Source organism: Paenibacillus sp. sg306046, assembly GCF_059821225.1.
This window is the reverse complement of record NZ_JCAMRT010000001.1, coordinates 213,773-230,959: the sequence shown is the minus strand read 5'-3', so window position 1 is coordinate 230,959 and position 17,187 is coordinate 213,773. Positions and strand designations below refer to the sequence as shown.

Genomic DNA, 17,187 nt, shown 5'->3' with positions numbered 1-17,187 from the left:
TAACTTGATAAAAATTATTCTTAAAGATAATAGGGCATTTAAATGGAATGCTGAAAATCAAATGTATTTTAAAGGGTATGTAGCGGGGAATAACGGAATCAATAACTCGCTTATATCTCAGGAACGTGATGGTAGTAGTGTAACAATTCCCGAGCAATTAAATAATGTTAATGGATGCTTCGCTTTTGTAGAGTATAGAAATGGAAGGCTGCTTGCAGCGGTAGATAAGTTAAGAAGTATCCCACTATTTTATTATCTTGATGATCAAAATTTTTATATTAGTGATAGTGCGAGTGAAATTGAAGCTGCTATTGGCAGCTATGAAATTGATCTTATTTCGGCAGAAGAGTTTGTTTTCACAGGGTATGTTACCGGACAAGACACTTTGTTAAAAGGAATTAAGCAGCTAAGCGCTGGTGAGTATTTAGTATTTTATGAACAAGAAAAAAAGCTGAGTGTGATAACTTATTTTGAGTTTAGACATAATAATTTGGTGAAGCAGTCGGTTGATTTCATTTCGAATTTAGATGAGCTGCACATAAAAGTTTTTAAAACATTATTAAATACGATCAATGATAGACAATTAGTTATTCCATTAAGTGGTGGACAAGATTCTAGACTCATCGCGTTAATGATAAAAAGATTAAACTATAAAAATGTAATTTGCTTTACTTATGGGAAAAGTAATAATAAGGAAAGTAGGATTTCCAAATATATTGCGGATAAATTAGGATTCAAATGGGTATTTGTACAATATAATGAAAGGAAATGGAAGGATTTTTCTGAAAGTGAATTATATAAGGAGTATTTAGACTTCGCGAGTAATTATGCGTCACTTGCTCACATACAAGATTTTTTGGCAGTCCAGGAACTTAAAGAAAAGGGATTGATTCATGAAGATTCAGTATTCATACCGGGTCATTCTTATGATTTTATAGCTGGAAGCCATATTCCTGTGAAGTTCGGCGAAAACGCTCATTTTTCTTCTGAAGAATTAATCAATTCTATACTCGGTAAGCATTATAATTTATGGAAATTTGATCATTTAGATGAGCGTGTGAAAGTAAATATCGTTAATAAGCTGAGAAGTGAAGTAACTATAAAAGATAAATATTCTCAGGAAGAAATCGCTGATGAGTTTGAATGCTGGGATTGGAGAGAACGACAGTCAAAATTTATCGTGAATTCAATTCGGGTTTACGAGTTTTTTGGATTTGAATGGCGATTACCTTTATGGGATGATCGGCTTATGGAATTCTGGGGTACTGTACCGATAAATCTGAGAATTAATAGAGAGTTATTTTTTAGATATGTTGAAAGTAGCCAGAAAGATGTTTTTGAAATATCGAAAGCTAAAATTGAAAAAATGAGCATTATGTCAAGAATTAAAAGAAATATTCCGGATAGATTACGGATATATATATTTTCTATTAGGTCATTTCTCAATGACGATTTAGGTTGGTTTGGGGTATATACATTTCGAATGAAAATTAGATATTTTCTTAAGAAAGGAACACATATTAATTCTGGGCTTGCGTTGAAATATATCGAACTGATTAAAAAGAAAACTTTAATGTTGGAGGAAAAAAATGACTAGCTTGAAAGAAAAAATTATAAATAAGACGGCGACTTTAGGCGTAATAGGTCTAGGTTATGTAGGATTGCCATTAGCAGTGGAGAAGGCCAAAGCTGGATTTAATACAATAGGTTTTGATGTCCAGGAATCAAAAGTACATATGGTGAATGCTGGGGAAAATTATATTGGCGATGTAGTCAATGAAGATCTTAAGCAAATAGTAAAAACAGGATTGCTTTCCGCAACGTCCGATTTTGCCCAGGTAATTGCCGCAGATTGCGTTTGTATTTGTGTGCCAACGCCTCTTGATAAACATCAACAACCAGACATAAGCTATGTGAAAGCTTCTGCGGAAAGTATTGTTCCTTATATGCACAAAGATATGCTAATTGTCCTAGAATCTACTACGTATCCTGGAACAACAGAAGAATTACTCAAGCCAATTTTTGAGTCATCCGGGCTGGTATGTGGCCAAGATTTTTACCTGGCGTTTTCTCCTGAACGTGTAGATCCCGGTAATTTAATTTATAAGACAAAAAACACACCTAAAGTTGTAGGCGGTATAACACAGATTTGTACAGATCTTGCAGCTACTATGTATGAAACAATATTGGAGGCTCCTATTCATCAGGTTTCATCTCCTGCGGTTGCTGAAATGGAAAAAATACTTGAAAATACCTATAGAAATGTAAATATTGGTCTTGTAAATGAATTAGCGATTTTATGTAACAAAATGGGAATAAATATTTGGGAAGTTATTGAAGCTGCTAAGTCAAAGCCCTATGGATTTCAGGCTTTTTATCCCGGGCCTGGCCTTGGCGGACATTGTATTCCGCTTGATCCGTATTATCTTTCATGGAAAGCCCGCGAGTATGGGTTTCATACCTCAATGATAGAATCATCAATGATGGTCAACGATAGGATGCCAGAATATTGTGCAGAAAGAACAAGTAAAATTCTTAATAGGTACAAAAAGGCTATAAATGGATCAAAGATATTGATTCTAGGTGTAGCTTACAAGCAGGATATTGAAGACTATAGAGAAAGCCCTGCTATTAGAGTTATTGAAGAATTAGAAAAACAAGGCGCAGAAATATTATTTCATGATCCATTCGTTGCCGAATACTGCGAGCATGGCGAGGTGAAAAAGGGCGAGAAAACATTGACAATTGAACTTATAGAAAGTGTTGATATTGTTATAGTTACTACTGCCCATACAAATGTTGACTACAGCCTGGTTCAAAAACATGCTAGAGTCATTTTTGATACAAAAAATGCAATGAAACATATTCTCGTTAGGGATAATATTGAATTATTATAGGGAGGGTTTATATTGAGTTTAAAGTTTGGCCTTATCGGATGCGGGAGAATTTCTCCGAATCATATTGCTGCAGCTTTGGAAAATAATTTAGAGATTGTTGCAATTTGCGATCTGGAAGAATCTAGATTTGTGGAAGTTGCTAAAAATTTTGATATGTTAGGAAACGTTAGGAAGTACACTAGTTATATTGAGATGCTAGATAACGAAAAAATAGATTTGATCGCTATTTGTACTGAAAGTGGTTCCCATGGGGAAATTGCTATTGAATGTATAGATAGAGAAATCAACTTAATTATTGAAAAACCTATAGCACTTTCTCTAGAAGAAGCAGATTTGATTATTGCAAAAGCTAAAGAAAAAAATGTTAAGGTAAGTCCATGCCATCAAAATAGATTTAATAAATCAATAAGAAAGATCAGGGAGGCGATCGAAGCTAAGCGCTTTGGAAAGCTTCTGCATGGAACAGCTCATATAAGATGGAATAGAGGAGAAGAATACTATAAACAGGCCCCTTGGAGAGGAACCTGGGAGCAAGACGGAGGGGCACTTATGAATCAATGTATTCATAATATTGACCTCTTAAGATGGATGATGGGTGATGAGATTACGGAAGTTATTGGTATGACAGATAATTTGACACATAATTATATTGAGGCAGAGGATTTTGGCATGGCTTTAATTAAATTTTCAAATGGCAGTTATGGAATGATAGAAGGTACTACAAATATCTTTCCTAAAAATCTTGAAGAAACATTATATATCTTTGGAGAAAAAGGTACGATTAAAGCCGGTGGGAAATCAGTTAATTTAATTGAAGAATGGATTTTTGAAGATAGGTTAGATGATCCGCAACTAATCAAAGAGGAATACCAAGAAAATCCTCCTAACGTTTATGGATTTGGTCATCGTCCACTCTACGCCGATGTGATTGATGCCATACAAAATGATAGGCAGCCCTATGTAACAGCGGAAGATGGAAGAAGGGCTCTTGAGCTTGTTCTAGCCATTTACAAATCAGCCAGTGAGGGTAGTTCTGTAAAATTACCAATGGAAAAGTGTAGTACACTAGATTTTAAAGGCAGGTTTCATTCATGAGCTATTTTGTGCATGAAAGCAGTTATATAGATGACAATGTAACAATAGGTGAGAACACTAAAATATGGCATTTTTGTCATGTTCAATCTGGTGCGGTTTTGGGTGAAGGTTGTTCTTTGGGGCAAAATGTAAATATATCGAATAATGTACAAATTGGAAATTATGTAAAAATTCAAAATAATGTATCTATTTACGAGGGTGTAGTATTAGAAGACTATGTTTTTTGTGGACCTTCTATGGTTTTTACAAATGATCTGACTCCAAGAAGTAAGTACCCAAAAGGAAAGCAAAGATATAAAAAAACACTTGTAAAATACGGAGCATCGATTGGTGCTAATGCTACAATAGTTTGTGGCCATACTATCGGAAAGTGGGCTTTGATTGCTTCCGGAGCTGTTGTAGCTAAGGATGTTCAAGACTACGCACTCATGGCAGGGGTACCAGCGAAACAAATTGGATGGGTATGTGAGTGCGGAGCAACATTAAAGCATGAACTTTCATGTCTAGAATGTGAAAGGGATTACATTTTGGTGGGAAATAAACTTCAAAAAGCGCATTCGTCAGGAACGGAGTGATTGTTATGGAATTCAGAGATCTAAAGGCACAATATAGAACGTATAAAAGTCAAATAGATTCTGCAATCCAAGAGGTTATAACGAGCGCAAATTTCATTAGCGGTGAACAAGTAAAGCAACTTGAAGAAAGGCTCGCGGAGTACGTAGGTGTTAAAAGTTGTATTACTTGTGCGAATGGAACTGAGGCAATGACTCTCCTAATGATGGCTTGGGGGATTAAAGAGGGAGATGCTGTTTTCATTCCTGACTTTACTTTTTTCTCTACAGGGGAAATTGTTTCTTTTAGAGGAGCCACCCCAATATTTGTAGATGTAGATACGAAGACATTTAATATGGATACAGATAAGCTGGAGAAAAGCATTTTAAAGGTGCTTCAAGAGGGTAAGCTTACGCCAAGAGTTATTATTCCCGTAGATTTATTCGGATTACCAGCAAATTATATTGAAATTGAAAAAATTTCTCGAAAGTATAACCTATTAATTCTTGAGGATGCTGCTCAAGGATTCGGTGGCAGTATTAATGGCAAGATGGCAGGTAGTTTTGGTCATGCAGCTACAACATCTTTTTTTCCTGCCAAACCACTAGGATGCTATGGGGATGGTGGTGCAATATTTACAAATGATGACCAGCTAGCCGATCTACTTAACTCTTTAAAAAACCATGGCAAAGGCGATCATAAGTATGATAACGTTAGAGTTGGTGTTAATTCAAGACTAGACACTATTCAGGCAGCTATATTGACTGTTAAGCTGCAAGCGTTTTTTGAACATGAACTTGCGGATGTAAACAAAATTTATAAAATGTACAATGATCAACTTGAATCTGCAGTAGAAGTCCCGTTTATTCCTGATGGCTACATATCAAGTTTTGCACAATATACTATAAAACTAAGAAACTTTGAAGAAAGGGATGCTTTACAGAGAAGATTGAAAGAAAAAGGAATTCCTAGCATGGTTTATTATGCTAAGCCAATGCATAAGCAGCAAGCTTTTTCTGAGTTGGAGTATGATGATAATGATTTTGAAGTAAGCAATAAATTATGCGGGACTGTACTATCGTTACCTATGCATCCCTATCTAGACAAACAGGATATTCTGACTGTCTGTGAAGTTATCAAGGAGTATTTAAGCGAATGAAACTATGATCTAAGAAGCGGGAGTGAGGCAATTGAAAAAGAAAAAACTACTCTCTCTAGTCATCGTTGCCGCGGTACTCACTGGTGGTGGATATGCGGGCTATCATTACGCGCTTAATTTGGCGGCGGATAAGATTGCGGCTGAGCTGTCGAAGGAGCTGGCCCAAAATCCAGAGATTTCGGCTGAGCTGGATAAGCTGATCGCTGCGGGGAATACCCAGGGTGGACTGGGAGGCGTCGATCTGGACAAGCTGGCGAATGGTGCAGGATCTGGCAGCACCGCCAACCCGGGTCAAGCAGCAACAGGCGGAGGACAACCTACAGATGCCGCTCCGAATGCCGGACAACCCGCTACTGACGGTCAGAAGCCTGAGTTGACAGAGGGACAAGGGCCGACGGCAGGAAACCAAAGCTCGCAGAATCAGGGCCAAGCTCAGCAACAGGCCGGGCAGTCTTCAGCTGCTGGCGCTGGAAGTAAGGATGGCTCGCAGCCTGGTCCGCAATTCAGTGATCGGCAGCAAGCCGTCAAATTTGTGATGGGCCGATTCTCCGCGTCGGAGATCAACAACATCAGGAAAATGGCCAGCGGGGAGTTGACCGCCGAGAAGAAGGCGGAGTTGAAGAAGATCGCTTATTCCAAGTTCACGCAAGCGGAGATTGATGCGGTGCGTAAAGCAGTTTCGAAGTAGTGTTCTTGATCAAGAATTCGGGTGATGTAAAGGAGAGTATGTCATGAAACGATTCAAAGCCACGCTGTTGACTGGGGCGCTGTTGATGTCCAGCATGTCGTCAACGGCATGGGGGGCGCAAGTCTCACAAAAGGTTGATGTGTATCCGGTGCCGCTTCAGTTTGTATTTGATGGGGAGCAGATGGCTCCGCCTGATGATCAGCAGCCGTTTATTTATGAAGGCAGCACATATGTGCCGCTGCGTTTTATTTCCTATTCGCTCAATAAGGCGGTGGCCTGGGATGGAGACAGCTACACGGTTTCCGTGGAAGAGCCGAAGGACAAGGATAAAGTGGAGATCGCCGACTTTAATCTAAACACGAAGGTTCGTGAAGGGAAGCTGCGTGAGCAGTTCGATGCTTCGAAATTAGTATCGAATTCGATTGAGGTCTATCAGGAGAAGGTCACGTATATGTTCGATGGCAAGCAAAAGGAGATTGGCGACGGGCTTCCCGGCTTGTTTGTTGATAATAAGCTTTATGTGCCGCTCCGTTTTTTCTCCGAGTCTGTAGGCCATAAAATTGATTGGAACGACAAGAGCTACACGATCTCGGCCGTTTCTCCGGCGAAGGAGAAAGCCGATAAGGAGGCGGTTGCCAAAGCGGCGGCGGAGAAGGCTGCTGAGGTGAAAAAAGCCGAGGACGCCAAAAAAGCAGCGGATGCCAAGGCAACGACGCCAGCCACTGGGGGGGGCGGTGTATCTGGCGGTAGCGGCGGTTCTTCGAATACGTCCAAATCCGAAAATGATATCGTTGCCCCATACCTAGAGAAAATTGCTGGACTCCAATCCGAAGCTGAGACGTATTTTGTTGGAGTGTTTGCCCGTTACTTAGTAGATCCAACGAACGAAGATACGATTAAAGAGGCAAAGGCCCAACTGGCTGAATTCGACAGCAGATTCAATGGGTGGATGAACCAGTTGTCCGCTGAGCTGACTTCTAATAAGTATACAACAGATAAGGTGACAGAGCTTCGTGCGGGATATGAAGCCAGGAAGGCAGAAGAGAAAAAAAAGCTAGGTCTCTAATCGTCTTTTTATACAACCAGGCACTGAACCATAAGGCTCAGTGTCTGTTGTTTTATTGTTTGTAACTATAAATCTTATCATTTTTATATATTTCCCCAATAAACCCTTCTCTGTCATACTAAGCTTAATCGAGAGGGGGAATACGCGATGTCAACGAACCAAGCTAAGCCCGAATCTGGTTTTACCAACCAATGGAACGCCCAGCACTATGACGAGCAGATCAGTTTTGTTTCCCAATTGGGTAAAGGGGTTGTTGCGCTGCTGCATCCGCAGCCGGGTGAGCGAATTCTTGATCTGGGCTGCGGCACCGGGGATCTGGCTATGGAGATTAGTCAGGCTGGCGCGGACTGTGTCGGCATTGACTTTTCACAGCAAATGGTTGATCAGGCTCAAGCCAAGTATCCGTCGCTGCAGTTTCGTCAGGCGGATGGACAGCAATTTCGTCTGGAGGCGGGTGAACAGCTCTATGATGCGGTTTTTTCCAATGCAGCATTGCATTGGATGAAGCGGCCGGAGCAGGTGGCTGAGTCGGTATGGCTGGCGTTGAAGCCGGGCGGCCGCTTTGTGGCCGAGTTTGGCGGTGCAGGCAATGTGCAGACGATTGCTGAAGCGATCTGTCGTGAACTGGAGCAGGCAGGGATCGACTGGAGAGAACGGTACCCGTGGTATTTTCCGTCGATTGCCGAATATACATCGGTATTGGAGCAGCAGGGCTTCGAGGTTCGGTACGCCGAGCTGCTGGATCGCCCTACACGCTTGAGCGACGGGGATGCAGGCATGCGGCATTGGCTGACGGCATTTGCCGGCCCGTTTTTTGCCGGATTGACTGCCGAGCAGCAGGAACACATTGTTGATCAATGTGTGCAGGCCGTTCGGCCAACGCTGTACAACGGAACGGATTGGGAAGCGGATTACCGCAGGCTGCGTGTCTGTGCGATTAAAAGAAATGGTTGAATAGCTGAAGGCGGCGGGTATTCGCAGAAGGCCGACTTGTAACGATGTGCTGCCGGATCGTCTTCAAACGAAAACAAGTGGGCCGATTCCCGCGCAAGATGGGCAATGCCATTGGCTGGTGAGCCATGAACCGGTGTCCGGATAACGGTCGCCTAAGCAAAAGAAATAGAGCCTCCAGTCCTCTGCAAATCAAGGCAGAGGACCAGGAGGCTCCAGGTGTGGATAAAGACAGGAGACGATCCGCGGCGGGCTGGAACGTTGAACCCCCTGGATTCCCGGCGACTCATAACGAGGCGGCTGGCTTGACACCCAGGCTGATGTAGATCTCTTTTTGTTTCTAAGGTTTCAAAGGCCGTTATTGAATCTTTTCATTAGTTTTTCATATCTCGTTGCAAGAAGCAGTAAAATCAACTCCAGCCGTAAGGGACTGAGGTGCTGAGTGTACTTGCTTAATATACTTTTAAAATCTGATAATGTCAGATTTCGATTTAGAGATGTTAGACTCTGTTTATCAATAAGACCAATCTCTGTATTATGCTGGTGCGAGAAACACTTTGAAGGTGTTTCCGCATAAATGATATGTTCAGTGAATAGTTCTTCATCCGATTTCAAGTCCTCTGAGTCTTCTTCCGTAGTCCAATCCGCAAGTAAAGAAGAACCGTTATCAAATAACGGAGACAAACCTACTCGATCATCTCGCCACAATGAAAACTCAAAGTTACGTAAATGTCGGTCATAATTGTCAATTAAATAGTCAAACGCGATCATTTGATCCAGGCTTTCCCGCGTATGTGGAAAAATGTTCACTATCGTTGTATAACGATCAGACCAATTTTTAAAATCAAAACCATGTTTGATTAGAAGCGTTCTTGCAGATATCACGTCCACGATTTGTTTGTTGGTGCGGTAATCCGGGCTGACGCAAACAGGTATCGTACGCCCAGAAGCCAAACGCAGCTCGTTAAGGCTGTAGGGGACGATGTTTATCCCTAATAAAGTGCCAATTTCGTAGGCGATGCACTCCATGACCGCTTCAATATGAAAGGTTGACTTGGTGTTATTGTAAGCTGAAGCTTTGATATAGTCGTGGGTGTTACGGTCATACCATTTCATGATAACCCCGGCGCTAGACGATGAATCGTCTAACCGGATGAGATCTTCTTCATAGAGCATGGATCCCCCTCCTGACAAGAGCTGCATTTTCATAGGTATCGTCCGATCTTACTTTTATCCAGAAGCTGTCATACCTACTGCTCAAACGCGTAGCTTTGAGAACGGACAATTGATCGTATTCACCCAAACCAAGAGTGTCTAACAGATCTCGCGCATTATGCCGTTCTTCAGGAAATATACGCTCTTCTACCCAGTTTGACACCAAGGCATGGTGTAAATCCAGATTTGATGGGTCTACGAACTTGTCATCCAAACCACGCAAAGCCCAAGGGAGCTTTACCCCCTGAGCTAGAGAATTCAATTCAATACGGTACATATAGCATCCCCATCTGTCGCAATCAATAGTGAAGGTGCCTATTTCCGTGTTATTGTGCATGAAAGGGTAACTTTCGGAAGGGAAGAAGCTGTTCATAAGTTTTATACCTCCGGGTGGTCGTTTATGCACAAAGTAGCTATATTTAAGTTTAATTTATATGTTAATAAATGTAAAATGGCGAACGGTAAAAAACCGACCCTATGAAAAAGATCGGTTGTTAATTCCGCCTCAACTAACCTTACATTCAGCCAGTCAGTCGGTAGAAGAGCCCCGGTCAGGCCTGACCCAGGTCAAGGCGTGAGCACGGCAAGCTCGGCTGCCTTGGATTCCAGGCCAGACATGCGATCCTCTACTGTGTTCAGCAGCTTGTCCAGCTCGCGGAAGCGATCGTCAAGGAATGAATATTTGCGATGAAGAGCGAGCAGTTCGGCCGTGATGGATTGAAGCTGATTTTCCAAACTTTTCTCCTCCTGACAACTTACCAATTCTATTAATCTGTCATATAATAGATTCGACAGTGAAACAAGGTTTGTGTCGGTACAACTACCCATGAACGCGTTTCCTTGGCAAGTTAATGATGAATGTAAGCGCTTCTAAGGATAGCCAATGCGGCAGGGGATGAACTGGCAGCGCCCGTTGCATCAGAGGATGTCTTCAGCGAGGAAAGGGGCTGCATCAGTTATGAAGGTTATTCGTAAGTTAGGCAAGCTCAAGATGAAGGGGTTAAGGCTCGTATTGTCGCTGGTCGTGCTTGGCTCGCTCGTAACCGGCTATCATCTGACTGATGTGCAAGGGGAGGCACGCGTCAGTCCGTTTGTGATGATGCGTCTGGAGGATATCGGTCCCGGCGGACAATATGCGTCGCTGGAGCAGCTTGGCAAGCTGCGGGCTGTGCTCGATTATTTGCAGGAGCAAGGTGTCGCTTATCATATCGGGGTGATCCCGCGCTGGATTGATTATCCGAAGGATGGGCCTGCGTATGATGTGCGTCTGGATCAGCCGGCTGATTCGTACACCGCTTCGTTCCGCCAGGTGCTGCAGGATGCTGTGGCAAAAGGGGGCGCAACGCTCGGTATGCACGGTTATACGCACCAGGTCGGCAGCAGCCGCCGGGATGACGGGCATCATGAGTCCGGCATCGGCAATGAGTTTGATGTGCCGGATGTTGCGGCCACGTTGACTCCGGCGTTCGCCGAGCAGCGGCTGCAGGATGGGCTGGCTATTCTGAAAAATGCCGGGCTGACCCCGCAGTTCTGGGAGGCTCCGCATTATCATACAAATGGCGCACAGGACGAAGTGTTCCGTTCGTACTTCGGGCTGAACTATCAGGCTGAGGCGCAAGCCCACCGCAATGCGCCGGACGCGTTATTTTTGAACAAACGGAATACGGGCTACGGCGAGCAGACGCTGGGTGCGGCTTACGTGCCGACGCCGTATGATTATATTCCTTACAATAAGGATGAAAAAGTAATTCTGGACCGCATAGGCAAGTCCGAGCACATTCCTTCTTTCTTTTACCACCCGTTCCTGGAGTTCAAACACCTGACCCCGATCGTGGATGAGGAAGGAAACGGGCTTCTGCGGGATGGGATTCCGGTGTACCAGTATGCAGGGGCGAATAAAAGTGTGCTGCAGCGGCTGGTGAGCGGGTTGAAGGCGAAGGGCTATACGTTTTATTCGATTCAGGATTATGTCCCCTTCACGCCCGCGCATCATGTGAAAACAACAGCGGAGCTGCTTCCTGCCAAGCTGCTGCTGGGTGATGCAGATGGAGACGGCCAGCTGGACGCGATTTATTGGCGCGAAAGCGACGGCAGTCTTTACGTGGAGCAGGGCAAGTTCCGGGAGATGCGTAATACGCCGGCCGGACAGCCGGTTCAATGGGGCAAGACGGCGTACCGGAAAGGAGCGGCTGTCGCGGTCAGCGGGCCGGATCGGCAAGGTCCGTGCAGCTTGTGGACGACAGGTCCGGACGGCAAGCTGCAGCGCTACGCGGCAGACGGGGGAAGCTTTCGGCTCAAGCAGAGCTGGAACGTGGAGGCCAGAGCGTGGAGCAGCTTGTACGCGCTGCCGCTGGCTGGTGGAGACACGCTGATCGCTGGGCTGACGCAGGAGCGCCGCGAGCTGTACGGCTGGCTTGTTCATCAGGATGAGATTAAGCCGCTTAAGCCTTATAAATTCCGCAGCGAGCTGAGAGCCGAGCCGGAGCCGCGATTTGGCGGGATCGGTACGCTGTTTATTTCGAAGGAGGGCGCGTCGGAAGGGGTTGAGTTCAGCCCCGATCCGGCGAAGCTGGAATGGGCGTCCCGGCGCGTTGAGTTTAATTTGCCGAATGAGACGGGGACGCTGCGGTTTGGCGATTTCAACGGGGATGGCCGGGAGGATGTGCTTCGCTGGAATAAACGGCAGATGATCGGCACCGTGTATTTGGGTACGGCCGACGGAGGCTGGAAGCTGCTGTCCGGCTTCGGTCCGTGGGGAGATTCGGCGGAAGAGTCCCGGCTGCTGGTTGCTGATGCCGACGGCAATCATCGAAGCGATCTGCTGCTGGAACATCCGCGCAAGGGCGAGCTGGACGCGGCATTGTCATTTATTCATCAATAGCAGCGAAGGAATTGCCGCCGCTGCTGTCGAATGATCAAGGTACAACATTGAACCGGTCAAACCCGGAGCCAGGAGTAAACACGGTGAGCCGACATCTAACTATGCGGATGATTCCGTTTCTGCTATTGGCGCTGCTGCTGCTTGTGTTTGTAGGAGGAAGCAGGCATCTTTTTTTGCAGGCGGCAGGTCCGACAGCTGCGGCAGGGCTGCTGGATTTGCGCGAGTGGAAATGGAAGCAGCAGCCTATCGTTCAATTAAACGGCGAATGGGAATTCTATTGGGGCCAGCTGCGCAAGCCGGCTGAGTTTGCCGTCGGTGCGGGTGCATGGCCATCCGACGGGTACGCGTTTATTCCGGGGCCGTGGAACGGACAGCGGATCGGCGATCAGGTTTTAGGCGGAGACGGCTATGCCACTTACCGGCTTCGGGTGCTGCTGACGAAGCAGCAGCGTGAGCTGGCGGTCAGGGTGCCGGCGATTAATACGGCGTATAAGCTGTGGATTAATGGCCGTCCGGTTGCCGCGGCAGGACATGTCGGCATGTCGGCCAGCGATTCGCTGCCGCAGTATATGCCTGTGCTCTCAGGCACTCCATCAGGTGAAGAGGTGCTCGACCTTGTGCTGCAGGTGTCGAACTTCGACCATCAGAAGGGCGGCGTCCGCCAGCCGCTGGAGCTGGGCTGGTTTGATGCCGTGGCCAGGGAGAAGGAGCTGTCGGTTGGCTTCGATACGCTGGTGATCGGCAGCCTGCTCATTATGGGGCTATACCATATCGGACTGTTTACGTCCCGGACCAAGGAACGTTCGACGTTGTGGTTCGGTATCTTCTGTCTGTTGTTCGGGCTTCGAATGTCGCTGCTCGGCGAAATTTTGCTGATCAAGGTATTCCCAAGCTTCAGCTGGGAGCTGGCACTGGTGCTGGAATATATGTCGGCGGCACTGTCGCTTCCGACCTTCACTGCATTTTTCGCCTGTCTGTATCCGAAGGAAAGCTCGCGATGGCTGAACCGGCTGCTGACAGGCAGTGTGCTGGCGTATTGCGTCGTGCTGCTGATGCTGCCAACCGAAGTGTTTACCCGTGGATTATGGGCGCTGCAGCTGCTTGTGGCCGTAGGCGTCGCCTACATTTTGGTGATGATTGCTTTGGCTTTCGTACGCAAGCGCGAAGAAGCGGCTATTTTGCTGGTCCCCTGTATGCTGCTGGGCGTGGCGACGCTAAATGATATGCTGTACGCGCATGAGCTTGTTCACTCCACGGACCGAATGTCGGCTTTCGCGCTGCTGATTTTTGTATTTTTTCAGGCGGTGCTGCTGTCCGATAAGCTGTCGCATGCCTTCGTGAATGAAGAGAAGCTGTCGGCGGCGCTTGCGGAGCTGAACGACGGCCTGCAGACGAAGATCCGGGAGCGGACCTCCGATCTGGAGGAAGCCAACGTCGCGCTTCAGGCACGCAATGAGGACATGCTGCGGCTGGAGCGGTCGCGAAGTCAGCTGATCAGCAACATCTCACATGATTTGGGCACGCCGCTGACCACGATTCAATGTCATGTGGAAGCGATCCTTGATGGCATCGCCGATACGGAACAGCAGCGGGCAGCGTACTTGCGGATCATTCACGACAAGGTGAAGGGGATGGACCGGCTGATCGAGGATTTGTTCCAGCTGTCGCGCCTGGAGGCGAGGGTGGTGGAGTTCAAGCAGCAGCGAATCATTTCCGACCGGCTGATGGGACTGCTGTTCCAGCGCTACGAGCTGGATGTCCGCAATGCGGGCTTGACGTACGAGCTGGTTATGCGGCAAGCCGGGGGGAGGGCCGGACGGTATGGCGAGGTGCTGGCCGATCTGGAGCGGCTGCATCAGGTATATAGCAATCTGATTTATAACGGCATGAAGTTTACGCCAGTCGGAGGCCATATTCAGGTGGAGATGAAGGATGACGGCGTGGAGATGACGTGCCGGATCAGCGATACGGGTCAAGGGATTACAGCAGACGAGCTGCCCTTTATTTTCGACCGCTTCCATACTAGCAACACATCGCGGAATTCGAACACAGGCGGCAAGGGTCTCGGCTTGTCCATAGCCAAGGAAATTATTGAAGCTCACGGGGGGCGGATTTGGATCGAGCGGACAGTCCCTGGTCGCGGAACGGTCATCTGCTTTGCTTTGCCTATAGAAAACGCTTGACGCCGGGAGTACCGGATGCCTATTCTAATCTTAATGCCAGAGCTGGCAAGATCAGTTGGATGGTGGGAACAAACATGACGCTGCAAACCATTATGGTTGTTGAGGACGACGCCGAGATCAGAGACATCATCCGTCTTTATTTGGAGAAAAATGATTTCCGGGTCGTCGCGGTCGATAACGGGGATGAGGCGCTTACGCTGATGAAAGCGGAGCAGCCGGATTTGATCATTCTCGATGTGCTGCTGCCCGGCAAAACGGGCTTTGTCGTTTGTCAGGAGCTGAGGGAAATCTCCTCGGCGCCGATTCTGTTCCTAAGCTGCCTGAAGGAAGAAGGAGACAAAATTACCGGATTTAATTTGGGCGGCGATGACTATATAACCAAGCCATTTTCGCCCAATGAGCTGATTGCCAGGGTGCGCGCCCATCTTCGCAGGCCGTATTTGAGTAAGAGTAAGGATGAGCAGCAGGCCGCGATGCCTTCGGTCAAAATTGAGGTAGGGGCGCTGTTTATTGACGGCTGGAGCCGGGTCGTGAAAATCGCCGGAGAACCGGTTCCGGTCTCGCGCAAGGAATTCGATCTGCTGTATGTGCTGGCGGCCAATCCGGGGCGAACCTTCACGCACGAGCAGCTGTTCCGGCAAGTATGGGGGCAGGAAATCTTCAACGACACCCGGACTATTATCGTACATGTCAGCAATTTGCGTAAAAAAATTGAACCAGACCCGTCCTGCCCGCAATATATTTTCAACGTTCACGGCGTCGGGTATAAATTCAAGCAATACGGCGAAGCTTATGAGCCGTCCCTACATGAGGTGCGCAGACGGATCTTACGTACGGACACGACAGAAGGGGGAGACAATCATGGACGCACATATCATTGAAACTGCAATGAGTCATTCGAAGGAAGACGGTTATTTGGGGAAGGTCATTTTCCAATGGCAGGACAAGCCAGTTCATTTCGAGCTGACCCTGCAAAGCAAAAACTCGCGGGACTGGAATTACAGCTTGAGCTTTGCCAGAGAGTCGGGCAAGGAAGAGGACATTTACGCAGTGGAAGCGCGACTGGAGGAAGACGACGAACTGTTCGACGCCTTGGTTGAAGCCGCGATGCAGCAGCTGCCTGAGGAATAGGCCCGTATACGATGCAAGAGCACACGAACAGCCAGAGCCAGACAGCAGCCGCACCATCGGCGGCTGGTCTGGCTCTGGCTTTATTCAGGTATTGGCCGCAGAGCAGGCCAAACGGCAGAGTAACCGCTTGAGCAGCGCGATACTTGCCCCCGCCTGCTGTCGTTATCCGTTTGCGAGGAGAATCATGCTACAATAGGAGAATCAAGGAAATCAGCTCAGCAAGGAGGACGATCGTCATGTTTAAACGTGCAGGTCTATTTGCGACATTAACTTTGGCAGGGGCGACGCTTGCCGGATGCTTTGATCCGGTGCAGCCTGCTCCGGGGACGCCTGCGGGCAGCAGCAGCCAGCAGACGGGCGGGACAGGAGCGGCATCATCGGAATCAGGTATTCGCACGGTTGCCGACAAGCTGAAGGCGCCTTGGGCGATCGACTTTCATGAGGACACGATTTATATCAGTGAGCGTGAGGGACAGATCGTCAAGGTGGCCGGCGGACAGACGATCCGTCAGCAGGTGAAGCTGTCGAAGGCTGTACATCAGCGCGGAGAGGGAGGCTTCCTTGGCTTCGTGCTCGCGCCGGATTACGGACAAACCCGTAACGCTTATGCATATCATACCTACCAGGAAGGCGGGAAGACGCTGAACCGGGTCGTGCTGCTGCAGGAGACGGGAGACGGCTGGCAGGAGGTCAAGGCGCTGCTGGAGCAAATTCCCGGCTCGATGTACCATAATGGCGGACGGCTGGCCTTTGGACCGGATAAGCAGCTGTACGTGACGACCGGCGATGCGCAGGCGCAAAGCTCGTCCCAGGACCAGACAAGTCTGGCAGGGAAGCTGCTGCGGATGACGCCTCAGGGAGCGGTGCCGCAGGATAATCCGGTTCCGGGTTCTTATGTGTACTCGTACGGCCATCGCAACCCGCAAGGGCTGGCCTGGAGCAAGGAAGGCGACTTGTACAGCTCGGAGCACGGTCCATCGGGTTCGCCGGGCGGGCATGATGAGCTGAATCTGATCAAGCCCGGCAGCAATTATGGCTGGCCGCTGGTCATCGGGGATGCGCAGCAGGAGGGCATGGTGCCGCCGCTGTATCATTCCGGCGAACGGGCCGTTGCTCCCTCCGGGATGGCTGCGGACGCCGGCAACCGGTTTCTCGTCGCTACGCTCGTCGGGGAGACGCTTTACAGGTTCGACCCCAAGGATCGCAAGCTGCAGATCGTCCTGCAGAACGAGGGTCGGCTGCGCGATGTGAAGGTGCGGAACGGAAACATCTACGTCATCACCAACAATACGGACGGCCGCGGGCGGGCAGGCGCTTCTGACGACAGGCTGCTGACCTTCAAGGAATCCTGAACAAACGACAAAAAACC

16 protein-coding genes are annotated in these 17,187 nt (G+C 47.8%); 13 read left to right on the top strand and 3 right to left on the bottom strand.

The window, feature by feature from the left end; all coding sequences use genetic code 11:
- Nucleotides 1-4: 4 nt before the first annotated feature.
- The 8 genes from AC6ROY_RS01010 (at nt 5) to AC6ROY_RS00975 (ending at nt 8,411) form a co-directional block, all read left to right on the top strand.
- Complete coding sequence (locus AC6ROY_RS01010) at nt 5-1,597, top strand: asparagine synthase-related protein (RefSeq protein WP_500098092.1); 1,593 nt, start codon at nt 5-7, stop codon at nt 1,595-1,597.
- The gene (locus tag AC6ROY_RS01005) at nt 1,590-2,897 is read left to right on the top strand and encodes a nucleotide sugar dehydrogenase (protein WP_500098091.1); all 1,308 of its coding nucleotides are present in this window, start codon (nt 1,590-1,592) and stop codon (nt 2,895-2,897) included. Before AC6ROY_RS01010 ends, AC6ROY_RS01005 begins: the two co-directional genes overlap by 8 nt.
- 12 nt (nt 2,898-2,909) lie before the next feature.
- Nucleotides 2,910-3,992, top strand: a complete 1,083-nt coding sequence (locus AC6ROY_RS01000; RefSeq protein WP_500098090.1) for a Gfo/Idh/MocA family protein — start codon at nt 2,910-2,912, stop codon at nt 3,990-3,992.
- Nucleotides 3,989-4,567, top strand: coding sequence for an acyltransferase (locus tag AC6ROY_RS00995; protein ID WP_500098089.1), 579 nt, complete (start codon nt 3,989-3,991; stop codon nt 4,565-4,567). The genes AC6ROY_RS01000 and AC6ROY_RS00995 overlap by 4 nt, the downstream gene beginning before the upstream one ends.
- Nucleotides 4,568-4,572: 5 nt before the next feature.
- Nucleotides 4,573-5,703 (top strand): DegT/DnrJ/EryC1/StrS family aminotransferase, encoded by a 1,131-nt coding sequence (locus AC6ROY_RS00990; RefSeq protein ID WP_500098088.1) that lies wholly within the window; start codon nt 4,573-4,575, stop codon nt 5,701-5,703.
- 31 nt (nt 5,704-5,734) lie between these two features.
- The gene (locus AC6ROY_RS00985; protein ID WP_500098087.1) at nt 5,735-6,391 is read left to right on the top strand and encodes a hypothetical protein; all 657 of its coding nucleotides are present in this window, start codon (nt 5,735-5,737) and stop codon (nt 6,389-6,391) included.
- A 43-nt stretch (nt 6,392-6,434) separates the two neighbouring features.
- The gene (locus AC6ROY_RS00980) at nt 6,435-7,457 is read left to right on the top strand and encodes a copper amine oxidase N-terminal domain-containing protein (RefSeq protein WP_500098086.1); all 1,023 of its coding nucleotides are present in this window, start codon (nt 6,435-6,437) and stop codon (nt 7,455-7,457) included.
- A 147-nt stretch (nt 7,458-7,604) separates the two neighbouring features.
- Nucleotides 7,605-8,411, top strand: a complete 807-nt coding sequence (locus tag AC6ROY_RS00975) for a class I SAM-dependent methyltransferase (protein ID WP_500098085.1) — start codon at nt 7,605-7,607, stop codon at nt 8,409-8,411.
- Between the two features lie 345 nt (nt 8,412-8,756).
- Here AC6ROY_RS00975 and AC6ROY_RS00970 read toward each other — a convergent pair whose 3' ends face one another.
- The 3 genes from AC6ROY_RS00970 to AC6ROY_RS00960 all read right to left on the bottom strand — a co-directional run bounded on the left by AC6ROY_RS00970 (nt 8,757) and on the right by AC6ROY_RS00960 (nt 10,358).
- Nucleotides 8,757-9,584 (bottom strand): hypothetical protein, encoded by an 828-nt coding sequence (locus tag AC6ROY_RS00970; RefSeq protein ID WP_500098084.1) that lies wholly within the window; start codon nt 9,582-9,584, stop codon nt 8,757-8,759.
- The gene (locus tag AC6ROY_RS00965; RefSeq protein ID WP_500098083.1) at nt 9,574-9,996 is read right to left on the bottom strand and encodes a hypothetical protein; all 423 of its coding nucleotides are present in this window, start codon (nt 9,994-9,996) and stop codon (nt 9,574-9,576) included. Before AC6ROY_RS00965 ends, AC6ROY_RS00970 begins: the two co-directional genes overlap by 11 nt.
- Nucleotides 9,997-10,190: 194 nt before the next feature.
- Nucleotides 10,191-10,358 (bottom strand): hypothetical protein, encoded by a 168-nt coding sequence (locus AC6ROY_RS00960; protein ID WP_500098082.1) that lies wholly within the window; start codon nt 10,356-10,358, stop codon nt 10,191-10,193.
- A gap of 223 nt (nt 10,359-10,581) precedes the next feature.
- On the opposite strand from AC6ROY_RS00960, the gene AC6ROY_RS00955 reads away from it, so the two are divergent.
- The 5 genes from AC6ROY_RS00955 (at nt 10,582) to AC6ROY_RS00935 (ending at nt 17,170) form a co-directional block, all read left to right on the top strand.
- Entirely contained in the window at nt 10,582-12,504 is a 1,923-nt protein-coding gene (locus AC6ROY_RS00955; RefSeq protein ID WP_500098081.1) for a DUF2334 domain-containing protein, read from the top strand.
- Between the two features lie 83 nt (nt 12,505-12,587).
- The gene (locus AC6ROY_RS00950) at nt 12,588-14,687 is read left to right on the top strand and encodes an ATP-binding protein (protein ID WP_500098080.1); all 2,100 of its coding nucleotides are present in this window, start codon (nt 12,588-12,590) and stop codon (nt 14,685-14,687) included.
- Nucleotides 14,688-14,761: 74 nt separating this feature from the next.
- A complete protein-coding gene (locus tag AC6ROY_RS00945; RefSeq protein ID WP_500098079.1) occupies nt 14,762-15,568 on the top strand; it encodes a response regulator transcription factor in 807 nt (268 codons plus the stop codon).
- Complete coding sequence (locus tag AC6ROY_RS00940; protein WP_500098078.1) at nt 15,549-15,818, top strand: hypothetical protein; 270 nt, start codon at nt 15,549-15,551, stop codon at nt 15,816-15,818. Before AC6ROY_RS00945 ends, AC6ROY_RS00940 begins: the two co-directional genes overlap by 20 nt.
- A 236-nt stretch (nt 15,819-16,054) precedes the next feature.
- Nucleotides 16,055-17,170 carry a PQQ-dependent sugar dehydrogenase gene (locus AC6ROY_RS00935; RefSeq protein ID WP_500098077.1) on the top strand — a complete coding sequence of 372 codons (1,116 nt, stop codon included), beginning with the start codon at nt 16,055-16,057 and terminating at the stop codon, nt 17,168-17,170.
- Nucleotides 17,171-17,187: the final 17 nt, after the last annotated feature.